This is a genomic window from Mycolicibacterium rutilum (assembly GCF_900108565.1).
Classification (GTDB): domain Bacteria; phylum Actinomycetota; class Actinomycetes; order Mycobacteriales; family Mycobacteriaceae; genus Mycobacterium; species Mycobacterium rutilum.
The window spans coordinates 4,440,227-4,462,596 of record NZ_LT629971.1 but is presented as its reverse complement, the minus strand read 5'-3'; the positions used below and the strand labels follow the sequence as shown (position 1 = coordinate 4,462,596).

The following is a 22,370-nucleotide window of genomic DNA, read 5'->3' as shown; positions in this document are numbered from 1 at the left end:
ATCACCCCGTTGGGGCGCCCGGCGGTAATCAGTTATCCACAGGTCAGCCGGTTGTGGATGGCGACTTGACAACGGCGAAGGAGTGCCCGTCGAGCCGGGTGCCCCCTGCGGTCGCGGCGGGCTCGCCCCAGGCCAGCACCACGTCACCGGTGACCGGTACCTCCGCCGCGTCCTGGCCCAGGTTGCACGCGATCGCGAACGCGCCGCGGCGCATGACGATCCACCGCGCGTCCTCGTCGAAGTCGACCTGCAGGTTGTCCAGCCACGGATCTGCCAGATCGGGCTCGCTGTGCCGCAACTCGATCAGCGCCCGGTACACCCCGAGCAGCCGGCCGTGTTCGCCGTCGTCGACCTCGTCCCACTTCAGCTTCGAACGCCGGAACGTCTCGGGGTCCTGCGGGTCGGGGATCTCGTCGGCGTCCCAGCCGTGTTCGGCGAACTCACGCTTGCGTCCCTCGGCGGTGGCCCGCGCGAGCTCGGGCTCCGGGTGCGAGCTGAAGAACTGGAACGGTGAGGACGAACCCCACTCCTCACCCATGAAAAGCATTGCGGTGTAGGGGGACCCGAGTGCGAGCGCGGCCTTGACCGCGAGCTGGCCGAACGTCAGGTTCTGCGACGGGCGGTCGCCGACGGCGCGGTTGCCGACCTGATCGTGCGTCAGGGTGTATGCCAGCAGGCGGGTCCCCGGGATGGTCGCGGTGTCCAGCGGGCGCCCATGCCTGCGGTGGCGGAACGACGAGTAGGTGCCCGCGTGAAAGTAGCCGTGCTTCAGCGTGGTGGCCAGCGCCTCGACGGTGCCGAAATCGCCGTAATAGCCCTGTCTTTCACCGGAGACCGCGGAGTGGATGGCGTGGTGGATGTCGTCGTCCCACTGTGCGGTCATCCCCAGACCGCCCTGATCCCGCGGCGTGATCAGCCGCGGATCGTTGAGGTCGCTCTCGGCGATCAGCGACAGCGGGCGGCCCAACCGCTCTGCCAGCGCGTCGGTTTCGGCCGACAACTCCTCGAGGATGTGGATCGCGGTGGTGTCGACCAGCGCGTGCACCGCGTCGAGCCGCAACCCGTCGGCGTGGAAGTCGCTCATCCAGCGCAGCGCGCAGTCCAGGATGTAGCGGCGGACCTCGTCGGCATCGGCGTCGGCGATGTTGATCGACTCGCCCCACGGGTTGCTGCCGGTGGACAGGTACGGCCCGAACTTCGGCAGATAGTTGCCCGACGGGCCGAGATGGTTGAACACCGCGTCGATCAGCACGCCGAGGCCGCGCGCGTGGCAGGCGTCGATCAGCCGGACCAGGGCGTCCGGGCCGCCGTACGGTTCGTGCACCGCGTACCAGAGCACCCCGTCGTAACCCCAGCCGTGCGTGCCGCCGAACGCGTTGACCGGCATCAGCTCGACGAAGTCGACACCGAGGTCGACGAGGTAGTCGAGCTTGTCGATCGCGGCGTCGAAGGTGCCCTCGGGGGTGAAGGTGCCGACATGCAGCTCGTAGATCACTGCACCCTCGATCGAGCGGCCGGCCCACTCGCCGTCGGTCCACGCCTGCGGATCCGGTTGCCACAGCTGGGATCTGGCGTGCACGCCGTCCGGCTGGCGCGCTGACCGCGGATCGGGCAGCACCGTCGGGTCGTCGTCGAGGACGAACCCGTACCGGGCGTCGCCGGCCGCGTCGACGTCGGCGCGCCACCAGCCGTCATCGGAACGGGCCATGTCATGCAGCGTGCCCTCGACGTCGAGTCGCACCCGGTCCGGGCGCGGCGCCCACACCGCGAATTCAGTCATCGGCGCGCTCCAGCAGTGCGACGGGCAGCTCGGTGAACAGTTCGGCGACCGGCACGTTGCCGCGGTGGCTGCGGCCGCTGATGCGGTCGGTCCACCTGCCGGCGGGCAGCGTGAGCGACGTGTCGCCCCAGCCGGTTTCGGACAGCCGCACCGAGTGCCGGGTCACCGCGGTGAGCACGTCGTCGCCGCGCTGAAAAGCGACGGCATGGTCGGCGGCGGGCCCGTCGGCCAACACCGGCAGATAGCCGCCGGCGAACGCCGCGGGCCGGTCTCGGCGCAGGGCCAGCGCGGCGGTGACCACCCGCAGCTTCGGGTGCCTGCCTGCGGCGAGCGCGTCGCGGTGCGCCGCATAATCGACCGGCCGACGGTTGTCCGGGTCGACCAGGCTGTCCTCCCACAGTTCTGTGCCCTGATAGACGTCCGGTACCCCGGGCACGGTGAGCGACAACAGCTTCTGGCCCAGCGCGTCGCTGCGGGCATGCAGGTCCAGACGGGCGACCAGTGAGCTCATCTCCGCGGCCACCGGGCCGTCCAGCGCCGCGTCAATCCACCCGTGCACCCCGGACTCGAACGCGGTGTCCGGTTCGTTCCACGAGGTGTGGGCACCGGCCTCACGGATCGCCTTCTCGGCGTAGGCGTGCAACCGCTGCCGCAGGTCGTCGCTGATCTCGCCGTCGGCGGGCCAAACCCCGAAGATGTTCTGCCACAAGAACAGTCCGGTTCCGGCGTCCGGGGGAGGCGCCGCGAGGGTCCACTTGCCGATCAGTTCGGCCCACAGCGACGGGACCTGGGAGAGCACCCCGATGCGGGCACGGACGTCCTCGCCGCGTTTGGTGTCGTGGGTCGACAGGGACACCATGGCGTGCGGCCACAACTGCGCCCGCACCGCCGCGCGGTGGTGCAGTTCGGCGACGGACACGCCGAAGTGGTGGGGTTCGGAGCCGACCTCGTTGAGCGACACCAGCCGGGCGTCGCGATAGAACAGGCAGTCCTCCATCGACTTGGCCGTCGCCGCGCCGCACAGCTGCTGCAGGCGCACCCCGGTTTCGGGTCCGTGCGCCAGCGCGCTCGCCAGTACCGCCAGTGCAGCTGCGAGATCGGGCCGCTGCGACGCGGTTTCGCCGATCGCCGCGGGCAGCACGCCGGACAGCGACAGATAGTCGGACCGGTAGACACCGATGCGGCTCAGCAGGGCGGCGATCGCGGCAGGCAGGTCGTCGTGGTCCGTGCCCGCCGCGGCGGCCACGGTGCGCCGCAGGCGGGCCAGCTCGCTGCCGAGTGTGTCGGTCACCGCGTTGGCCTTCAACGTGCGCGCGGACTCGCCGAGGGCGTGATAGTCGACCCCGGTCGACTCGAACAGCTCGGTCAGCGCCCGCTCGCCGCTGGGGTCGATGAACACGCCGCCGATCTCGCGCATGGCGTCGTATCCGGTGGTGCCCGCGACCGGCAGGGTGGGTTCCAGCGGTTCGTCGGCGGCGAGGATCTTCTCGATCACGATCCACGCGTCCGGGCCGGTGATCTCGCGCAACCAGTTCAGGTATTCGGCGGGGTTGGACAGCCCGTCGGGATGGTCGATGCGCACGCCGTCGACGAGCCCCTCGGTGAACCACCGCTTGACCTCGACGTGGGTGGCGTCGAAGACGGCGCGGTCCTCCTGACGCAGGCCGGCCAGCGAGGTGATCGAGAAGAATCGGCGGTAGCCGCAGATCCCGTTCCGCCAGCCGATCAGGTGGTAGTGCTGACGGTCGTGCACCTGCGGTCCGGTGCCGTCGGCGGTGCCCGGCGCGATGGGGTAGACGAGATCGCCCAGACGCAGCACCGGCTCCTCGCCGCTGTCGTCGACGACGAGATCGTCTGCGTCGCCGTCGGATCCGAGCACGGGCAGCACCACACGCCCGCCGTCGAGCTCCCAGTCGATGTCAAAGTAGGACGCGTACGCCGACGAGCGGCCGTGCTTGAGGACGTCCCACCACCACGGGTTCTCCCGCGGTTTTTCCACCCCGACGTGGTTGGGCACGATGTCGACGATGAGGCCGAGGCCCTTGTCGCGGGCGGCCCGGGACAGTTGTTCGAAGCCGTCGCGCCCGCCCAGTTCCGGTGAGATCGTGGTCGGGTCGGTGACGTCGTAGCCGTGCGTGGAGCCCTCGGCGGCGGTCAGGATCGGCGACAGGTACAGATGTGACACGCCCAGCGCGGCGAAGTAGTCGAGCAGCTTCTGCGCATCGGCGAAAGTGAAAGCGTCCCCGCGCATTTGGAGGCGGTAGGTCGACAGCGGCGACATCACGGCACCTACGCCGTCTTGCGGAGGACCAGCAGCGACCGGGCCTGCAGCGAGATCTTCTCGCCCGCTTTGGCGGTCAACTCCGTTGCTCCGCTGCCGTCGGCGGTGTCCAGCGCCGCGGTCCACTCCACGGCGTAGCTGTCGGACGGGGCGATGAAGTCCTGCGGGTGGTCGTGGGCGTTGAAGCACAACAGGAACGAGTCGTCGACAACCCGTTCGCCGCGTTCGTTGGGCGCGGAGATGGCGTCGCCATTGAGGAACACCACCACACACTTGCCGAGCCCGGTGCCCCAGTCCTCGAGGGTCATCTCCTCGCCGGCCGGGGTCAGCCAGGCGATGTCGCGGACCTGGTCGCCGCTGCGGATCGGCTTGCCCTCGAAGAAGCGGCGCCTGCGGAACACCGGGTGCTCCTTGCGCAGCCGGGTCACCTTGCGGGTGAACTCGAGCAGATCGGCGTTGGTCTCACACAGCGACCAGTCCATCCACGACAGCTCGTTGTCCTGGCAGTAGACGTTGTTGTTGCCCGACTGCGTGCGTCCGATCTCGTCGCCGTGCGAGATCATCGGCGTGCCCTGCGAGACCATCAGCGTGCCCATGATGTTGCGCATCTGCTTGGCCCGCAGCGCGAGGATCTCCGGGTCGTCGGTCGGGCCCTCGACACCGCAGTTCCACGACCGGTTGTGGCTCTCGCCGTCGCGGTTGTCCTCGCCGTTGGCCTCGTTGTGCTTCTCGTTGTAGGACACCACGTCGTTCAGCGTGAAGCCGTCGTGGCACGTCACGAAGTTGATGGAGGCACTCGGCCGCCGTCCGGTGGCCTCGTACAGGTCGGAGGATCCGGTCAGCCGCGAGGCGAACTCGCCGAGGGTTGCGGGCTCGCCCCGCCAGTAATCACGCACAGTGTCGCGATACTTCCCGTTCCACTCGGTCCACAAACCTGGGAAATTGCCGACCTGATAACCGCCTTCGCCGACGTCCCACGGTTCGGCGATCAGCTTGACCTGACTGACCACCGGATCCTGTTGCACCAGGTCGAAGAACGCGCTGAGCCGGTCCACGTCGTAGAACTCGCGGGCCAGCGTGGCGGCCAGATCGAAGCGGAACCCGTCGACGTGCATGTCGAGCACCCAGTAGCGCAGCGAGTCCATGATCAGCTGCAGGGTGTGTGGGTGGCGGGCGTTGAGGCTGTTGCCGGTGCCGGTGAAGTCCTTGTACAGCCGCAGGTCGCCGTCGAGTAGCCGGTAGTAGGCGGCGTTGTCGATGCCGCGGAAGTTCAGCGTCGGGCCCAAATGGTTGCCCTCGGCGGTGTGGTTGTAGACCACGTCGAGGATGACCTCGATGCCGGCCTCGTGGAAGGACCGCACCATGGTCTTGAACTCCGCGACCGCGCCGCCGGCGTGTTTGGTGGCGGCGTATTCGTAGTGCGGGGCGAAGAAGCCGAAAGTGTTGTAGCCCCAGTAGTTTCGCAGTCCGAGGTCCACCAGCCGGTGGTCGTGCAGGAACTGGTGCACGGGCATCAGTTCGATCGCGGTCACGTTCAGCGACTTGAGGTGGTCGATGATCGCCGGGTGGCCGAGGCCGGCGTAGGTGCCGCGCAGTTCGTCGGGGATGCCGGGATGGGTTTGCGTCATGCCCTTGACGTGCGCCTCGTAGATCACCGTCTCGTGGTACGGGGTGCGCGGCGCGCGGTCGGAGGCCCACTGGAAGAACGGGTTGATCACGACGCTGGTCATGGTGTGGCCGAGCGAGTCGATGCGCGGCGGCGTGCCCCCGGAGGCCAGGTCGTCGGCGTCCAGGTCGTAGGAGAACAGCGCCTGGCTGAAGTCGAACGCGCCGTGGAACGACTTGCCGTACGGGTCGAGCAGCAGCTTGCTCGGGTCGCAGCGGTGCCCGGCCGACGGGTCCCACGGCCCGTACACCCGGAAGCCGTAGCGCTGGCCCGGTGTGACTGTGGGCAGGTAGCAGTGCCAGACGTAGCCGTCGACCTCGTCGAGGTCGATGCGCTCCTCGCGGCCGTCCTTGCCGATCAGGCAGAGTTCGACGCGTTCGGCGACCTCAGAGAACAGCGAGAAGTTGGTGCCCGCCCCGTCATAGGTGGCGCCGAGGGGATAGGCGGTGCCCGGCCATACGGTGGGTACCGAGGCCGGCTCGTCCGGTGTCATCAGCCAACCCACCAACCGGTGGCGTCGGCGATCTGGCGGCCCAGTTCGGGCGCCATGGTGCGCATGTAGGTCTTCGAGATGTGGTGAGCGTCGTGATACAGCAACACATTTCCCTCCACCGCGCGGCAGATGTCCTTGCGGCACACCGCATCACTCATGTCGAGCGGCTTGAGCAACGGGAACTGCTTGACGAAGTCGAGTGTGGGGTTGTGCTCTGACAGTACGTCGGATCGCCGGGTTCCGCAGGAGATCGCGTCGCCGCCGTCGGCCAGGCAGTCGGCGGCGAAGAACGGTTCGCCGTTGCGCACCAGCCACGGGGTGTCGCGCATGGCCAGGATCGGAATGTCGTTGTCGGACAACTCCCGCCAGATCCCGACATAGGTGCCCGGCATGACGTCGCCCGCCCTGATGTTCCACGGCCGCGTCGAGGTGGTGAACACGTAGTCGGGCCGGTCGGCGATGATCTCGCTCATCACGCGCTGGTTCCACTCGTGGCACTTCGGGTACGGACGGTTGTCGCCCATCACCAGCGGCACCTCTTCGGTGGTCAGCGGGCAGCCCATCTTCAGATAGGTGGTCACCTTGAAACGGTGTTGCCTGCCGAGCAGATCGAGTGCGGTGATCCAGTGCTCGGCGTGCGAGCCGCCCGCCAGCGCGATGGTGCGGGTGGCGTTCGGGTCGCCGTAGGTGCACTTGATCACGTCGACGTTGTCGAAATCGCTGATGCAGCCGTCCTCGGTGGTCTGCGGCAGGTCGTTCTTGGCCTCGAGCACCGTCGGGCGCATCGGCAGCTTCGGCACCTTGGCCTTGCTCAGCAGCGCCGCAGCGCCCGGGTAGTCCTGGGTGGACAGCCCGGCGAGTTCCTCGCCGTTGGCGCGTTGCACGATGACGTGCTCGCGCCAGGTGAACGACGTCGCGGTCAGCGCCACGCCGAGCAGCGCGACCACCGAACCGAGCACCATCGTCGGCCTGCGCAGTCGCCTGCGCACCGGCACAGTCGCCGTCGGTGTGGCCGGCGACCGGTAGCGCAGCGGGTTCTCGATGTAGCGGGTGGTCAGCCACGCCAGCACACCGGAGACCAGCAGCACGCCGGCGCCGTCGAGGAAGCTGGCGCGGGTGTGCCCGGTGTAGGACAGCCAGAAGATCAGCAGGGGCCAGTGCCACAGGTACAGCGAGTACGCCATCGAGCCCAGCGACACGAACGGCTTGGTGGCGAGCAGCCGGTTGGGCAGCGGCATCCGGCCGGCGGTGTGGGGGTCGGCAACGCGGTTGGCTGCCGACAGGATGAACAGCACGGTCGCGCCGACCGGAACCAGCGCCCACGGGCCGGGGAACTCCTTGACGCCGTCGATCAGCGCGCCGCACGCGAGGATCGCAGCCAGCGCGACGAACGCCACCGTCGTGCGCAGCCACATCGGCATGCGCAGGTGCGAGACGAACGCACCGGCCAGCGCGCCCAGCAGCAGTTCCCACGCCCGCGCGAAGCTGTTGTAGTAGGCGGTGGCCTGGTCGGCGTCGTGGGCGATGATCGCGTACACGAACGAGGCGATGGTCAGCACGCTGAGCAGCAGCACGAACGCCAGCCGCATGTGGGTACCGAACACGCGCCGGAACAGCACCGCGGTGCCGAAGATCAGCGCCAGGAACGCGATGTAGAACTGCCCCTGCACCGACATCGACCAGATGTGCTGCAGTGGGCTGACCGCCTCGCCCGCCCGCAGGTAGTTCGACGCGGAGTTGGCCAGCTCCCAGTTCTGGAAGTAGCCGAGGCTGGCCAGGCTCTGGTCGGCGTACGTCTCCCACCGCGTCTCGGGCTGGATCAGGATGGTCAGCACGGCGCCCGCGGCGAGCACCACCACCAGGGCGGGCAGCAGCCGGCGGATCAGCCGCTTGACCTCGGGGACCGGCCACAGCGAGGCGCCCGGCGTCATCGCGGTCCGCAGCAGACGCCCGCCGAAGAAGAAGCCCGACAGCGCCAGGAACACGTCGACACCGCCGGAGACCCGGCCGAACCACACGTGGAACACCGCGACGAGCGCGATCGCGATACCGCGCAGACCGTCGAGATCGTGCCGGTAGGCCGCCGTGCCGCGGGTGCCGCTGAGGGCTTTCGCGGCGCGCGACGGTGAACCCCGATCGGTGACGGGCGCCGGCCGGGGAGGGGCGAGGGTCATCATGGTCGACCGATAATCTACCGAAGGTGCCAGCCATGACGCCCGCCGAGATCAGCGCCGTCGACGCCGCCCACGTCTGGCATCCGTACAGCACGATCGGTGCGGAAGCCCTGCCGCCGGTGGTCGCGGTCGGAGCCGGCGGAGCGTGGTTGACCGTGCACCATGAGGGCCGTGAGCTGTGGGTTCTCGACGCGATGGCGTCCTGGTGGACCGCGATCCACGGGCACGGGCACCCGGTGCTCGACGCGGCGATCACGACGCAACTCGCGACCATGAATCACGTCATGTTCGGTGGGCTGACTCACGAACCGGCGGCCCGGTTGGCGCAGTTGCTCGTCGACATCACCCCCGACGGCCTGGACACGGTGTTCTTCAGCGACTCGGGTTCGGTGTCGGTCGAGGTGGCGGTCAAGATGGCGCTGCAGTACTGGCGCAGCCTGGGCCGCGGCGAGAAGCACCGGCTGATGACCTGGCGCGGCGGCTATCACGGCGACACGTTCACCCCGATGAGCGTGTGCGACCCCGACGGCGGCATGCACGAGTTGTGGACCGACGTGCTGGTGGCCCAGGAGTTCGCGGCGGCGGTGCCGCGCGATTACGACGTCGCCTACATCGAAGCCTTCGAACGCCAACTCGCCGAGCACGCCGCCGAACTGGCCGCGGTGATCGTCGAGCCCGTCGTGCAGGGCGCGGGCGGGATGCGGTTCCACGACCCGCGGTATCTGACCGACCTGCGCGAAATGTGTTCGCGCCACGGCGTTCTGCTGATCTTCGACGAAATCGCCACCGGGTTCGGCCGCACCGGGGAGTTGTTCGCCGCCGACCACGTCGGGGTCTGTCCGGACATCATGTGCGTGGGCAAGGCGCTCACCGGCGGCTACATCACGCTGGCCGCGACGCTGTGCACCGGGGAGATCGCCGAGACGATCAGCACGCGCGAGCCGGGTGCGCTGATGCACGGCCCGACGTTCATGGCCAACGCGCTGGCGTGCGCGGTCGGGGTGGCCTCGGTCGAGGTGCTCCTCGGCGGGGACTGGCGGTCGACGGTGCACGGCATCGAGACCGGCCTGCGCGAGCACCTGGCGCCGGCCGCAAAGATACCGGGCGTCGCCGATGTCCGGGTGCTCGGCGCGATCGGCGTCATCGAGCTGGACCGCCCGGTCGACCTGCGGGTGGCCACCCCCGCCGCGCTGGAGCACGGTCTGTGGCTGCGGCCGTTCCGCAACCTCATCTATGCGATGCCGCCGTACATCTGCACACCCGAGGAGATCGCGGCGATCGGTTCGGGAATGGTCGGCGTGGCGCGCGCACTGCTAACCTGAACACCGTTCAAGTTACGGAGGCGCCATGACCCGCGCAGGTCTTTCCCCGCTGGCCTGGCTCGACGAGGTCGAGCGTCAGCGGCGCGCCGACGGCCTGCGCCGCTCACTGCGGACCCGCACGCCCGTCGGCGCCGAACTCGACCTCGCCTCCAACGACTACCTGGGCCTGTCGCAGCATCCCGCGGTGATCGAGGGCGGCGTGTCGGCGCTGCGGACCTGGGGTGCCGGGTCGACCGGGTCACGGCTGGTCACCGGCAACACCGAACTGCACGAGGGTTTCGAACGCGCGCTCGCGGAGTTCGTCGGCGCCGAGTCCGCGCTGGTCTTCTCGTCGGGGTACACCGCCAATCTCGGTGCGGTGGTGGCGCTCTCGGGTGCGGGTTCGCTGCTGGTGTCCGATGCGCTCACCCACGCGTCGCTGGTGGACGCCTGCCGGTTGTCGCGGGCGCGGGTCGTCGTCACCCCGCATCGCGACGTCGCCGCAGTGGAGGCGGCGCTGGCCGCGCGCACCGAGGAGCGGGCGGTCGTGCTGACCGATTCGGTGTTCTCGGCCGACGGGGTGCTGGCGCCGATGCGAGCGCTGCACGACGTGTGCCGTCGGCACGGCGCCCTGCTGATCGTCGACGAGGCGCACGGCCTCGGGGTGCGTGGTGACGGTGGCCGCGGGCTGCTGCACGAGGTCGGCCTGGCCGGTGCGCCCGATGTCGTGATGACGACGACGTTGTCCAAGGCGCTCGGCAGCCAGGGCGGTGTGGTGCTGGGCCCGACGGTGGTGCGCGACCACCTCATCGACGCGGCCCGGCCGTTCATCTTCGACACCGGGTTGGCGCCCGCCGCGGTCGGCGCGGCGTGGGCGGCTCTCGAGGTGCTGATCGCCGAACCGTGGCGGGCGCAGGCCGTCCTCGACCGCGCGGCCGAACTGGCGTCGGTGTGCGCGGTCGACGAACGTCCGGAGTCGGCGGTGGTGTCGGTGATCCTGGGCGAGCCCGAGGTGGCGTTCGGCGCGGCGCTGGCCTGTCTGGACCGGGGGCTGCGGGTCGGGTGCTTCCGGCCGCCGACGGTGCCCGTGGGCACGTCGCGGCTGCGGCTGACGGCGCGCGCGTCGCTCACCGGCGACGAAATGACCTTGGCGCGTGCGGTTCTCACCGACGCGCTGTCCGCGCTCGCGTGAGCGTCCTGATCGTCACCGGGACCAACACCGGCGTCGGCAAGACGGTGGCGACCGCCGCACTGGCGTGCCACGCGCGGCTGGCCGGGATCGATGTGGCGGTGAGCAAACCGGTGCAGACCGGCAGCCCGCAGGACGACGACCTCGCCGACGTCGCCAGGCTGTCCGGCGTCACGAAACTGTCCGGTCACTGGCGGTACCCGGAACCGCTCGCGCCCCGCGCGGCCGCCGAACGGGCGGGCCTGACGCTGCCCACCCGGGCGGAACTGGTGAGCTCAGTGCGGGACGTGGACGCGGAGCTGACCCTGGTCGAGGGCGCCGGGGGCCTGCTCGTCGAGATCGGCGCGGGCACCACGCTGCGCGACCTGGCGCTCGACCTCTCGGCGCCGGTACTGGTGGTGGTGGGCCCCGGGCTGGGCACCCTCAACCACACCGCGTTGACGCTGGAAGCACTTGCCGGACAGGGTATTCCGTGCGCCGGCTTGGTGATCGGCGCGTGGCCGGCCCAGCCGGGTGTGGCCGAACAGGGCAACCGCGAGGCGCTCGCCGACCTGGCGCCGGTGCGCGCGGTCCTGCCTGCGGGGGCCGGGGGATCGAGCGGCGGTGAGTTCGAGGCGATGAGCGCGGCGGTGTTCGACGCCGACTGGGTCGCAAGCCTGGTGTGACGATGGTGCACTCGGTGGAGCTGGTGTTCGACGAGGCCACCGATGCCGCCGTCCGCCGCTGCTGGGACGACCTCATGCGCGCAGGCGTTCGCAGCCAGGCCGGGCACACCTCGCCGAGCAACCGGCCGCACGTGACGCTCACCGTCGCCGAGGAGATGGCCGACACGGTCGACGACGCGCTGGTGCCGGTGCTCGACCGGCTACCGCTGCCGTGCACGATCGGCGCGCCGATGCTGTTCGGCGGCCGGGTTTTCACGCTCGTGCGGCTGGTGGTGCCGTCGGCCGACCTGCTGGCGCTGCACACCCAGGTGCACGAGGCCTGCCTGCCACACATGCCGAAAGGGGCGCTGCCGCACGCGGATCCGGGTCACTGGACACCGCATGTCACGCTGGCGCGGCGGCTACCGCCCGAACAGCTCGCCACCGCGCTGTCACTGAGATCCGTGGGCCGCGACCTGTCCGGCCGGATCGTCGGGCTGCGCCACTGGGACGGCAACAACCGCGTCGAACATCCGATCAGTCGAGCATAGGTTCGCGTTCGGCGACACTCATCCCGTTGAGGAGCACCTCCACCCCGAAGCGGAACCGCGCGGTGGCGTCGTCGGTGAGCGCGGACTGCTCGTCGGGCAGCTCGGCGCCGGCGGCGTCCCACTGCAGCCGCGACTGCTCGTCGACGGTGAAACCGAGCACGTAGTAGACGACGGTGCGCGCGGCCAGTTCGGCCTGTCCGACGGGTACGCCCGCATCCACGGCGGCGTCCGTGAGGTGGCCGAGCAGCTCGGTCATCCGCTGCGACTGGCCCGCGGCGAAGCTGGCCGACACCAGCTCGGCGCCGTCGGTGTGCGAGAGCAGCGCGTCGCGCAGCCCCGTGCACAGCCGGCCGATGCGCACCCGCCACGGCCCGTCCGCATCGGCCACGGACTCGAGGATCCGGTCGGCGACCGCGCCGAGCAGCTGCTGTTTGTTGGCGAAATGCCAGTACAGCGCGCCGGGGGAGACGTCGAGTTCGCGCGCGAGCCGGCGCATGGTCAGGTCGGCGATGCCGAAGCTGTCCAGCAGCGTCGTCGCCGCCTCGACCACGTCCCGTTTGTGGAGCTGCACGCCCGTACCCTAACCTGAACGGTGTTCAAGTGACGAGAGGGTATTCGGTGAGCGACATTCTGGCAGTGGCCCGTGAGCAGGTGCTCGACCGCGGCGAGGGCCTGAACCAGGAGCAGACGCTGCAGGTGCTGCAGCTGCCCGACGATCGCCTCGACGACCTGCTCGCCCTCGCGCACGACGTGCGGATGAAGTGGTGCGGCCCCGACGTCGAGGTCGAAGGCATCATCAGCCTCAAGACCGGGGGCTGCCCCGAGGACTGCCATTTCTGTTCGCAGTCCGGGCTTTTCGCGTCTCCGGTGCGCAGCGCGTGGCTGGACATCCCGAGCCTGGTGGAGGCCGCCAAGCAGACCGCCAAGACCGGTGCGACGGAGTTCTGCATCGTCGCCGCCGTGCGCGGACCCGACGAGCGGCTGCTGGCCCAGGTCGCCGCGGGCATCGAGGCGATCCGCAACGAGGTCGACATCCAGATCGCCTGCTCGCTGGGCATGCTCACCGCCGAGCAGGTCGAGCGGCTGTCGGAGATGGGCGTGCACCGCTACAACCACAACCTGGAGACCGCGCGGTCGTTCTTCACCAACGTCGTCACCACCCACTCCTGGGAGGAGCGGTGGGACACGCTGCAGATGGTGCGCGACGCCGGCATGGAGGTGTGCTGCGGCGGCATCCTCGGCATGGGGGAGACCCTCGAACAGCGCGCCGAGTTCGCGGCGAACCTCGCCGAACTCGATCCGCACGAGGTGCCGCTGAACTTCCTCAACCCGCGGCCGGGCACTCCGTTCGGCGACCTGGAGGTGCTGCCCGCGGCCGATGCGCTCCGGGCCGTCGCCGCGTTCCGGCTGGCGCTGCCGCGCACGATGCTGCGGTTCGCCGGTGGGCGTGAGATCACGCTCGGCGACCTTGGCGCCAAGCAGGGCATCCTCGGTGGGATCAACGCCGTGATCGTCGGCAACTACCTCACCACCCTGGGGCGCCCCGCCGAGGCCGACCTCGAACTGCTCGAGGATCTGCAGATGCCGATCAAGGCCCTCAACGCGACCCTCTGAGCACCGGCCGTAGATACTCCGTATATGGCGTTCAACGTCTACACCGGCGAGCCCGACGGCACCGCCGTGCCCACCGCGGCGAGCCTGGGTCTGGAACCGCCGCGGTTCTGCGCGGAGTGCGGGCGCCGGATGGTGGTGCAGGTACGCCCCGACGGGTGGTCGGCGTCCTGCTCGCGGCACGGTATGACCGACTCCAAAGATCTGGAGCAGCGCTAGATGAACGACGTTGCCGCTCCGCGGTATTCGCGCCGACGTGCCGCGCTGACCGTGATCGTCGGGCTGGCGCTCACCGGCGTCCTTTCGGGTGCGCTGTGGGCATGGCTGGCGCCGCCCGTGCACGGGGTGGTGGCACTCGCGCGCGACGGCGACCGGATCCGCGCCTACCTGGGCAACGAGGGGGACAACTTCTTCGTCGCCGCGTTTCTGCTCGTCGGCCTGCTGTGCGTGGTCGCGATGGTCGCGGCCGTGCTGGTGTGGCAGTGGCAGCCGCATCGCGGCCCGACGATGATGGCCGCGCTGACCGTCGGCGCCATGGCGGCCGCGGGCGCCGCGGCCGGGGTGGGGGCGCTGCTCGTGCATCTGCGCTACGGCAGCATCGACGTGGCCGCCGCGCCGGTCTCCGAGGAACATCGGGTGCACTACGTGACGGAGGCGCCGGCAGTGTTCTTCGGGCACTCCCCGCTGCAGGCGGCGCTGACAATCCTGTTTCCCGCCGCCATCGCGGCGTTGGTCTACTCGCTGATCGCGGTGTCGACCGCGCGCGACGATCTGGGCGCCTGGCCGCCGGCGGATGCGGCGTGGAATCCGCCGCCCGAGGCCGGCTCGAACAATTCGATCGGGTTGCCGTCGGGATCCTCGACCTGAACCTGCTTGCCGCCCGGCCCGACCTCGAGCGTGTTCCGGAACGGCACCCCTCGTCGCTCCAGTTCGGCGATCCGCGACTCGATCTCGGACACCTCGAGCACCAGGCGGTTGGATCCGCCGGGTCTCTGGCTGCGGCCGTCCGGTAGGGGTCGGGAGCCGGAACTGCCCGGTCCGCTGAGCCACAGTGTCAGCGCCGCGTTTGTGAGAATCGCGACCGGTCCGCGCTGCTGGACCAGCAGGAAACCGATGCCGGTGTAGAAGTCGACGGACCGCTCGAGGTCGGTGACCAGGTAGCGGACGGCGCCCGCACGGAATTCGCTCACGGGTCGAGTGTGCGCGCCGCGGACGGCGTTGCATTGAACAAAAGCGAAGTCAGCTGACCAGCGCGATGTGGTCGTCCTTGGCCGGATGGGACCGCCCGACGACGTGTTCGACGGGGGTCAGCCCGGAGAACGCCTGAAACTCGCGGATCATGTGAGCCTGATCGGAGAACCCGTGCGCGGCCGCGAACTCGGCCCACCCTCGCGCCGCTCCGATGCAGTCCAGCGCGCGCCGGAAGCGGCGCAGCCGCGCGAACCGCTTGGGGGTCATACCGACGCCGGCGCTGAACACGTCGGTGAATCTGCGGTGGCTGAGTCCTGTCAGTGCGGCGATGTCGCCGACCCGTGAGGCGCCGTCGGCCAAGCCGCGGACGGCGCTCGGCGTCCGAGGCGGCCTCGCACATCTGCGGCCGCAGCGTCCGCGTGCCCCAGAGGTTCTCGAGGTCGACGTGCGTGTCCGCGAGCTCACCCAGCGGGACGGACAGAAAAGCCTGTGCGCCACCGGGTTTGAAGTGCACACCCACCATCGTGCGGTGCGCCGCGGCGTCGATGTCGAACGCACGGGTGTACGGGCCGGTGAAGACCGCCCCGGAGTAGCGGGCGTCGCGCGTCTCGTCGCGGATGCTGATCTCGTCGGCGCCCAGGTTGATCACCAACTCGGCGCTGCCGGTCGGCAAGATGCGTTCCCGTGGGTGGGTGGGTCCGTCGCTCAGGCACCAGAGGTACGCCACCGTCGCGCGCAGCGGCGGTGCCGGCGCCACCCGGCGGTATCGCATCACCCCCGACGGTAGCCGCCCGTTACAGCGGAGTCCGCTCCACCCGCCGGCCCGTCATCACCTTGACCGCGATCTTGACCAGCCGGGTCATCCCGACGTAGGTCATCGGGTTCAGCAGCGTCGGCCAGGTCGTGCGCACGATGTGCTCCGAGACGGGCTTGCCGTCGAACCGGTCGATCAGCCAGCGCAGCGCCATCGGGGCCGACATCGGATGCAGCAGCATGTGCTCGCTGAACAGGTCGCGGTGATAGGTCACGGCCGCCCCGCCGGAGCGGTACGTCTCGGTCAGTTCGTCGATGTCGTCGACCGAGACGATCTTGTCGTGCACGGCCTGCACGATGAGCACCGGCGGCGTCGGCACCGCGGTGCCCAGCTTGATGCTGTCGAAGACGTGCTTGACCTCGGGCATGTCGAGGATCTCGTTGAGCGGCCGGTCGACCAGCTTGCCCATGTCCATGCCCGCGAACCGCAGCACCGCGTGCGCGGTGGTCATGTTCTCCACCCGCAGCAGCATCGCCTTGCCCGCCTCGGTCGCGTGCTCCTGGATGACGCGGTGCAGCTCGGGATAGACGTGGGTCAGCGCCGCCACCACCATCGCGGGCAGCCCGGAGTACAGGCTGCCGTTGAGCCGGCGGTAGGCGTGGCCGAGATCGCCGACCGGCGACCCGAGCACCGCCCCGACGATGTTGAGTTCGGGCGCGTACTGGTTGTGCATCTCGGCCGCCCACGCGGAGGCCAGTCCACCGCCCGAATACCCCCACAGTCCGATCGGCGCCGACTCGCTCAGCCCGAGCCGTTCACAGCCCAGCGCGGCCCGCAGGCCGTCGAGAATGCGGTATCCGGGCTCGTACGGCGTGCCCCACAACCCCTGCAGACCCTCGTGGTCGGGCACCGAGACCGCCCACCCCTCCGCCAGTGCGGCGGCGATCAGCAGGAACTCGAACTGGGCCAGGGCCCCGGGAGCCAGCGCCTTGCGCCGCAGTGCGTAGGACGGGAAGCAACGCGAGGTCACCGCGTCGATCGCGCACTGGTAGGAGATGACCGGGACGACGGGCCGGTTGGTCCGGTCCGCGGGAGCGATCACCGTGGTGACGGTGGCCTCCGGTGCGCCGGTCATGTCCGTGGTGCGGTACAGCAGCTGAGTGGCGGTGAACTTCTGCGGGATCAGCCCGAGAAACGCCAGCTCCACGTCGCGGCTGCGCAGCACCGTGCCGGGTTCGGCGTGCTGGAAACCGCTCGGCGGCTCATAGAACGGGTCGTCGGCGGGCAGCTGCGGGCGCGCGCCGCGGATCAGGTCCTCGTGGGGTGTCTGACCGATCCAGTCGGCACCGGAGGCCGGCGCGGCGTTGCCCGAAGTCATCCGGCCATTGTTACTTAAGGAAGTCTTAAGAATCCAGTCGACTCACCCGGGCGGGCGCAATGCGGCGAACTCGTCGGTGACCCGATAACGCGATTCGGTGAACCGGAACAGCGCCGCGGGCCGACCGCCGCTGCGGCCCGACCGCGCCGTGGTGCCGGTCCTGGTGATCACCTTGCGTCGCTCCAGCACGCGCTGCAGGTTGGTCGCGTCGACGTGGTGTCCGAGCGCCGCGCTGTAGATGTCGCGCAGCGCCGACAGGGCGAACTCCGTTGGCGCCAAGGCGTATCCGATGTTGGTGTAGGACAGTTTGGCGACCAGCCTGGTGCGAGCATGCTCGACCATCGTGCCGTGGTCGAACGCCATCGGCGGCAGGTCGCTCACCGGATGCCAGCGGGTGTCGGGCGGCAGTTCCGGGGTGGCGGGGGAGGGCACCAGCCCGAGGAAGGTCGAGGCGATGGTGCGCACGCCGGGCACCCGCGCCGGATCGGAGAACACGGCGAGTTGTTCGAGGTGAGCAACTTCACGGAGGTCGACCTTCTCGGCGAGTTGGCGTCGTACCGAGCTGGTCATGTCCTCGTCGTCGCCGAGTCGGCCGCCCGGCAGCGACCACTTGCCACGCTCGGGATCGAGCGCCCGCTGCCACAACAGCACGTGAAGTGCCGGTTTTCCCGACGCGACCGCCCGAACCTGGAACACAGCGGCGAGCACCTCGTGCGCGGTGCTAGTATGTGCCATGTTTTCGATTATAAGTCGAAAACTCCAACGGGATGAAGGAGGCGGCCATGACGGTTCTCGACCGTATGCCCGCGGACGATCTGACGGGCCGGATCACCGACGGTCCGGCCGGCTTTTCCGGAGTTGACGGCGACGAGTGGTGGGCCGCGGAGGTGCGCAGGCTCGCCGATCTGCGCGGCGCGACGCTGCTCGCGCACAACTACCAACTGCCCGCCATCCAGGACGTCGCCGACCACGTCGGCGACTCGCTGGCGCTGTCGCGGATTGCGGCCGAGGCACCCGAGGACACGATCGTGTTCTGCGGCGTGCACTTCATGGCCGAGACCGCCAAGATCCTGTCGCCGGACAAGACCGTGCTGATCCCGGACCAGCGGGCCGGCTGCTCGCTGGCCGACTCCATCAGCGCCGACGACCTGCGCGCCTGGAAGGCCGACCATCCCGGCGCGGTGGTGGTCTCCTACGTCAACACCACCGCGGCGGTGAAGGCCGAGACCGACATCTGCTGCACCTCCTCGAATGCCGTCGAGGTGGTCGCCTCGATCCCTGAGGACCGCGAGGTGCTGTTCTGCCCGGACCAGTTCCTCGGCGCCCACGTGCGCCGGGTGACGGGCCGGACGAACATGCACGTGTGGGCCGGCGAATGCCACGTACACGCCGGGATCAACGGCGACGAGCTCGCCGACCAGGCCCGTGCGCATCCCGACGCCGAGCTCTTCGTCCACCCCGAATGCGGTTGCGCTACTTCGGCGTTGTACCTCGCCGGTGAGGGCGCGGTGCCCGAGGAGCGGGTGAAGATCCTGTCCACCGGCGGCATGCTCGACGCCGCGCGCGAAACCGGTGCCCGTCAGGTGCTGGTCGCCACCGAGGTCGGCATGCTGCACCAGTTACGCAGGGCCGCACCGGACGTCGAGTTCATGGCGGTCAACGACCGGGCCTCCTGCAAGTACATGAAGATGATCACCCCCGCGGCCCTGCTGCGGTGCTTGGTCGACGGCAACGACGTCGTCGACGTCGATCCCGAGACCGCCCGCCTGGCCCGCGCCAGCGTGCAGCGGATGATCGAGATCGGCCAACCCGGCGGCGGCGAATGACGCGCGCCATGGGCAATCGGCCGGCCTGCGGGTCCGGCCGGTGGGCCGGGCACTGGCAGCAGCGCGCGGACGTCGTCGTCATCGGCACGGGCGTCGCGGGTCTGGTGGCGGCGCTGGCCGCGCACCGGCGCGGCCGCAAGGTGGTGGTGCTGAGCAAGACCGGCGACACCGCGACGTTCTACGCCCAGGGTGGCATCGCGGTGGTGCTGCCGGACGCGCTGCGCGACGCCGGGGACTCGGTGGACGCCCATGTCGCCGACACGCTCGCCGCGGGTGCAGGCCTGTGCGATCCCGACGCCGTGCGGTCGATCGTCTCCGACGGTTACCGCGCCGTGCGCGAACTGGTCGACGAGGGTGCCCGCTTCGACGAGTCGGCGAGCGGGTCGTGGGCGTTGACCCGCGAGGGCGGCCACTCCCGGCGCCGGATCATCCACGCCGGCGGTGACGCCACCGGCGCCGAGGTGCAGCGGGCACTCAACGGCGCGGCCACCACGCTGGACATCCGGCACAACCACGTCGCCGTCGAGCTGTTGCATGAGGCCGGTGCGGTCACCGGCGTCCTCGTGCTCAACGAGGACGGCCCCGGTGTCGTGCACGCGCCGTCGGTGATCCTGGCGTCCGGCGGTCTGGGCCACCTGTATTCGGCCACCACCAACCCCGACGGCTCGACCGGTGACGGGGTGGCGCTGGCGATGTGGGCCGGCGTGGCGGTCAGCGATCTCGAGTTCATCCAGTTCCACCCGACCATGTTGTTCGACGGCGACAACGCAGGCAGGCGTCCGTTGATCACCGAGGCGGTCCGCGGTGAGGGCGCCAGACTCGTTGACTCTCAAGGTCGTTCAGTTACCGCCGGCGTCCACCCGATGGGAGACCTCGCACCCCGTGACGTGGTGGCCGCCGCCATCCACGCCCGCCTCGAGGAGACCGGCGCGCCGTGCGTGTTCCTCGACGCGCGCGGTATCGACGGGTTCGCGACCCGCTTCCCGACCGTGACCGCCGCGTGCCGGGCGGCCGGGATAGACCCGCTGCTCGAGGCCATTCCGGTGGTCCCCGGCGCGCACTACAGCTGCGGCGGGGTGCTCACCGACGTGCACGGCCGTACCGAACTGGCGGGCCTGTTCGCCGCGGGGGAGGTCGCCCGCACCGGCATGCACGGCGCCAACCGGCTGGCGTCCAACAGCCTGCTCGAGGGTCTGGTCGTCGGCGTGCGGGCGGGCAAGGCCGCCGTCGCGCATGCGCTCGACGCCGGGCCCGTGACCGCAGCGCCGCCGGAACCGGCTGTGCGACGCGCGCTGCCGCGCCGCGATCTGCAGCGGGCCATGACCAAACACGCCGGCGTGGTGCGCGATGCCGACGGATTGCGGCTGTTGGCGAAGGAACTGGACACCGCTCGGCCGCGGCCGATCGACTCCCGGGCCACATTCGAAGACGTCGCGCTGACGACGGTTGCCACGGGTGTTGCCGCAGCCGCCATGGCGCGCACCGAGTCACGCGGCTGCCATCACCGGAGCGACTTCCCCGACGCCGAAGGGCAGTTCGCGCGCAGCCTGATCGCCGCGGGAGCGTGCTGCTGATGAAACTGACCGCCGACGAACTCACCGAGGCGCGCCGGGTCATCGCCCGCGCGCTGGAGGAAGACCTGCGCTACGGGCCCGATGTCACCACGCTCGCGACGGTGGATTCCGAGGCGCGCACGACGGCCTCGATGGTGGTCCGCGAACCCGGGGTGATCGCCGGCGTCGACATCGCACTGCTGACGCTCGACGAGGTGCTGGGCCCGGACGGCTACCTGGTCAAGGACCGCGTCGAGGACGGCACCCGCCTGGAGCCCGGCGGCGTGGTGCTGACCGTCGAGGCGCCGACGCAGGGGTTGCTGACCGCCGAGCGCACCACTTTGAACCTGGTGTGCCACCTGTCGGGCATCGCGACCGCGACCGCGGCTTGGGTCGACGCGGTCGACGGCACCTCCGCCAAGATCCGCGACACCCGCAAGACGCTGCCCGGCCTGCGGGCGCTGCAGAAGTACGCCGTGCGCGTCGGCGGGGGCGTCAACCACCGGATGGGCCTCGGGGACGCCGCCCTGATCAAGGACAACCACGTCGCGGCGGCCGGATCCGTCGTCGCGGCGTTGCGCGCGGTCCGGGCCGCGGCCCCCGACATCGAGTGCGAGGTCGAGGTCGATTCGCTCGAGCAACTCGACGAGGTCCTCGCCGAGAACGTCGAACTGGTGCTGCTGGACAACTTCCCGGTGTGGCAGACACAGATCGCGGTGCAGCGCCGCGATGCCCGGGCGCCGGGGACGAAACTGGAATCATCGGGCGGGCTTTCTCTCGACAGCGCGGCCGAATACGCCGGTACCGGCGTCGACTTCCTCGCAGTCGGAGCGCTCACCCACTCGGTGCGCGTTCTCGACATCGGGTTGGACGTTTAGCGCGCCGCTACCGTTCGCGTCGGCGCCGGGCCGCTACGATCGCTTGCGTGTACGACGACGACGAGCCGCGCCGCTTCAGTTTGCTGACCATCATCTCGCTGATCATCGCCGTGGTGGCGCTGGGTGTGGCCGGGTGGACGCTGTACAAGACGGAGTTCAGCAAGACCGAGTACGACCCGACGCAGATCGCCGACGCCAAGGGCCGGGTCTGCGGTGCGGCCGACGTCGTGCGCCGCGGCATCTCGATCAACACCAACCTGGCCCCGGCGGGCGGTCCGCAGGACGTCACCGGCGCGCAGGCCGTCGCGGCCAATGCCAGGATCTCGCTGTACGACGGCGGCCAGTACCTGCTGGAGCGCATCGATCCGGCGACGCCGGCTCAGCTCGCCGACAAGGTTCGCGAATTCGCCAACAACCTGATGGACATCGGCGCGAACGCTACGGCCGGGGTGCCCAACGACGAACCGGCGCAAGCGAAACGGCTGACCGACGCCGATGCGGCCAACACGACGATCACCGAGCTGTGTAAGTAGGCGCCAGCAGCGTGCGCGCGGCCGTCTTGGCCGCGTCCAGCGCGGCGGAGTCCCCGGCGATGCGCGACAACAGCAGCGCGCCCTCGACCAACGCGATCAGCGCGAGCCCGGTCCGGTCCGCATCGGCCTGCGGCCAGCCGTCGGCGCGCAACCGGTCGGTGATCGCCCGTCGCCAGCTGTCGAACACCGCGGCCGAGGCCGTCCGGACCTCGGCGCTGGCGTTGACCGACTCCGTGGCGATCGGCTCGATCGGGCAGCCGTCGCGCTGATCGTCGGCCAGACCCGCGGCCATCAGGTCGATCCAGCCGTCGACGATGTCGGTCACCGGCAGTTCGGTGGCCAGCACCTCGCGCAGCCGCCGCTCGATGTCGGAGCCCACGCGCTCGACCACCGCGGCCGCCAGCTGCTGTTTGCCGTCGGGGAAGTGGTGATACAGCGATCCGGCCTTGACCCCGGCGTCCTCGAGGATCTGGTTGACCCCGGTCGCGGCGTAGCCCTGCCTGCGGAACAGCACGGCCGCGGTATCGACGAGTGCGCTGCGGCTGCGGTCGGGGCGAGGCATCCCTT

At 70.0% G+C, this 22,370-nt stretch carries 20 protein-coding genes and 2 pseudogenes; 11 read left to right on the top strand and 11 right to left on the bottom strand.

Annotation, left to right across the window (positions count from 1 at the left end; genetic code table 11):
- Positions 1 to 43: 43 nt before the first annotated feature.
- Genes treZ through BLW81_RS21705 form a run of 4 tightly spaced genes read right to left on the bottom strand, consistent with a single transcriptional unit; the run spans position 44 to position 8,397 of the window.
- Positions 44 to 1,780 (bottom strand): malto-oligosyltrehalose trehalohydrolase, encoded by a 1,737-nt coding sequence (gene treZ / locus BLW81_RS21720; RefSeq protein WP_083408963.1) that lies wholly within the window; start codon positions 1,778 to 1,780, stop codon positions 44 to 46.
- Positions 1,773 to 4,061: a malto-oligosyltrehalose synthase gene (treY, locus tag BLW81_RS21715; RefSeq protein WP_083408962.1), complete on the bottom strand. Its 2,289-nt coding sequence runs from the start codon at positions 4,059 to 4,061 to the stop codon at positions 1,773 to 1,775. The genes treZ and treY overlap by 8 nt, the downstream gene beginning before the upstream one ends.
- A gap of 8 nt (positions 4,062 to 4,069) precedes the next feature.
- A complete protein-coding gene (glgX, locus tag BLW81_RS21710; protein WP_083410729.1) occupies positions 4,070 to 6,220 on the bottom strand; it encodes a glycogen debranching protein GlgX in 2,151 nt (716 codons plus the stop codon).
- Positions 6,220 to 8,397, bottom strand: coding sequence for an acetyltransferase SucT (locus BLW81_RS21705; RefSeq protein WP_083408961.1), 2,178 nt, complete (start codon positions 8,395 to 8,397; stop codon positions 6,220 to 6,222). The genes glgX and BLW81_RS21705 overlap by 1 nt, the downstream gene beginning before the upstream one ends.
- 23 nt (positions 8,398 to 8,420) lie before the next feature.
- On the opposite strand from BLW81_RS21705, the gene BLW81_RS21700 reads away from it, so the two are divergent.
- The 4 genes from BLW81_RS21700 to BLW81_RS21685 are packed head-to-tail and all read left to right on the top strand — an operon-like array spanning position 8,421 to position 12,079.
- A complete protein-coding gene (locus BLW81_RS21700) occupies positions 8,421 to 9,716 on the top strand; it encodes an adenosylmethionine--8-amino-7-oxononanoate transaminase (protein WP_157897788.1) in 1,296 nt (431 codons plus the stop codon).
- A 25-nt stretch (positions 9,717 to 9,741) separates the two neighbouring features.
- Complete coding sequence (locus BLW81_RS21695) at positions 9,742 to 10,887, top strand: 8-amino-7-oxononanoate synthase (RefSeq protein WP_083408959.1); 1,146 nt, start codon at positions 9,742 to 9,744, stop codon at positions 10,885 to 10,887.
- On the top strand, positions 10,884 to 11,549 hold the full coding sequence (bioD, locus tag BLW81_RS21690) for a dethiobiotin synthase (protein WP_083408958.1): 666 nt from the start codon (positions 10,884 to 10,886) through the stop codon (positions 11,547 to 11,549). Before BLW81_RS21695 ends, bioD begins: the two co-directional genes overlap by 4 nt.
- Before the next feature lie 2 nt (positions 11,550 to 11,551).
- Complete coding sequence (locus BLW81_RS21685; protein WP_083408957.1) at positions 11,552 to 12,079, top strand: 2'-5' RNA ligase family protein; 528 nt, start codon at positions 11,552 to 11,554, stop codon at positions 12,077 to 12,079.
- Here the strand turns inward: BLW81_RS21685 and BLW81_RS21680 are convergent.
- The gene (locus tag BLW81_RS21680) at positions 12,066 to 12,650 is read right to left on the bottom strand and encodes a TetR family transcriptional regulator (protein ID WP_083408956.1); all 585 of its coding nucleotides are present in this window, start codon (positions 12,648 to 12,650) and stop codon (positions 12,066 to 12,068) included. The two genes, BLW81_RS21685 and BLW81_RS21680, sit on opposite strands and share 14 nt — an antisense overlap.
- 47 nt (positions 12,651 to 12,697) lie before the next feature.
- Here BLW81_RS21680 and bioB point away from each other — a divergent pair, with 47 nt between their 5' ends.
- Genes bioB through BLW81_RS21665 form a run of 3 tightly spaced genes read left to right on the top strand, consistent with a single transcriptional unit; the run spans position 12,698 to position 14,557 of the window.
- Positions 12,698 to 13,693, top strand: a complete 996-nt coding sequence (gene bioB / locus BLW81_RS21675; RefSeq protein ID WP_083408955.1) for a biotin synthase BioB — start codon at positions 12,698 to 12,700, stop codon at positions 13,691 to 13,693.
- Between the two features lie 24 nt (positions 13,694 to 13,717).
- Positions 13,718 to 13,909, top strand: a complete 192-nt coding sequence (gene bsaP / locus BLW81_RS21670; protein WP_083408954.1) for a biotin synthase auxiliary protein BsaP — start codon at positions 13,718 to 13,720, stop codon at positions 13,907 to 13,909.
- Complete coding sequence (locus BLW81_RS21665) at positions 13,910 to 14,557, top strand: DUF2567 domain-containing protein (protein WP_083408953.1); 648 nt, start codon at positions 13,910 to 13,912, stop codon at positions 14,555 to 14,557.
- A gap of 23 nt (positions 14,558 to 14,580) precedes the next feature.
- Here the strand turns inward: BLW81_RS21665 and BLW81_RS30025 are convergent.
- The 5 genes and pseudogenes from BLW81_RS30025 to BLW81_RS21645 form a co-directional block, all read right to left on the bottom strand.
- Positions 14,581 to 14,880: pseudogene (locus tag BLW81_RS30025) on the bottom strand (VOC family protein); the annotation flags it as partial.
- 49 nt (positions 14,881 to 14,929) lie between these two features.
- Entirely contained in the window at positions 14,930 to 15,241 is a 312-nt protein-coding gene (locus BLW81_RS29480; RefSeq protein ID WP_157897786.1) for a helix-turn-helix domain-containing protein, read from the bottom strand.
- 91 nt (positions 15,242 to 15,332) lie between these two features.
- Positions 15,333 to 15,653 (bottom strand): annotated as a pseudogene (locus BLW81_RS30310) (DUF6597 domain-containing transcriptional factor); the annotation flags it as partial.
- A 22-nt stretch (positions 15,654 to 15,675) separates the two neighbouring features.
- Positions 15,676 to 17,013 (bottom strand): lipase family protein, encoded by a 1,338-nt coding sequence (locus BLW81_RS21650; RefSeq protein WP_083408951.1) that lies wholly within the window; start codon positions 17,011 to 17,013, stop codon positions 15,676 to 15,678.
- A 42-nt stretch (positions 17,014 to 17,055) separates the two neighbouring features.
- On the bottom strand, positions 17,056 to 17,721 hold the full coding sequence (locus BLW81_RS21645) for an NUDIX hydrolase (protein WP_197680393.1): 666 nt from the start codon (positions 17,719 to 17,721) through the stop codon (positions 17,056 to 17,058).
- Positions 17,722 to 17,795: 74 nt separating this feature from the next.
- On the opposite strand from BLW81_RS21645, the gene nadA reads away from it, so the two are divergent.
- Genes nadA through BLW81_RS21625 form a run of 4 tightly spaced genes read left to right on the top strand, consistent with a single transcriptional unit; the run spans position 17,796 to position 21,803 of the window.
- Complete coding sequence (gene nadA, locus BLW81_RS21640; protein WP_083410728.1) at positions 17,796 to 18,839, top strand: quinolinate synthase NadA; 1,044 nt, start codon at positions 17,796 to 17,798, stop codon at positions 18,837 to 18,839.
- Positions 18,840 to 18,847: 8 nt separating this feature from the next.
- Positions 18,848 to 20,413: an L-aspartate oxidase gene (locus BLW81_RS21635; RefSeq protein ID WP_083410727.1), complete on the top strand. Its 1,566-nt coding sequence runs from the start codon at positions 18,848 to 18,850 to the stop codon at positions 20,411 to 20,413.
- Positions 20,413 to 21,270, top strand: coding sequence for a carboxylating nicotinate-nucleotide diphosphorylase (nadC, locus tag BLW81_RS21630; RefSeq protein WP_083410726.1), 858 nt, complete (start codon positions 20,413 to 20,415; stop codon positions 21,268 to 21,270). Before BLW81_RS21635 ends, nadC begins: the two co-directional genes overlap by 1 nt.
- 47 nt (positions 21,271 to 21,317) lie before the next feature.
- Positions 21,318 to 21,803 (top strand): hypothetical protein, encoded by a 486-nt coding sequence (locus tag BLW81_RS21625; RefSeq protein ID WP_083408949.1) that lies wholly within the window; start codon positions 21,318 to 21,320, stop codon positions 21,801 to 21,803.
- On the opposite strand, the gene BLW81_RS21620 is transcribed toward BLW81_RS21625, so the two are convergent.
- Positions 21,784 to 22,365 (bottom strand): TetR/AcrR family transcriptional regulator, encoded by a 582-nt coding sequence (locus BLW81_RS21620; protein WP_083408948.1) that lies wholly within the window; start codon positions 22,363 to 22,365, stop codon positions 21,784 to 21,786. The two genes, BLW81_RS21625 and BLW81_RS21620, sit on opposite strands and share 20 nt — an antisense overlap.
- Between the last annotated feature and the right edge of the window lie 5 nt (positions 22,366 to 22,370).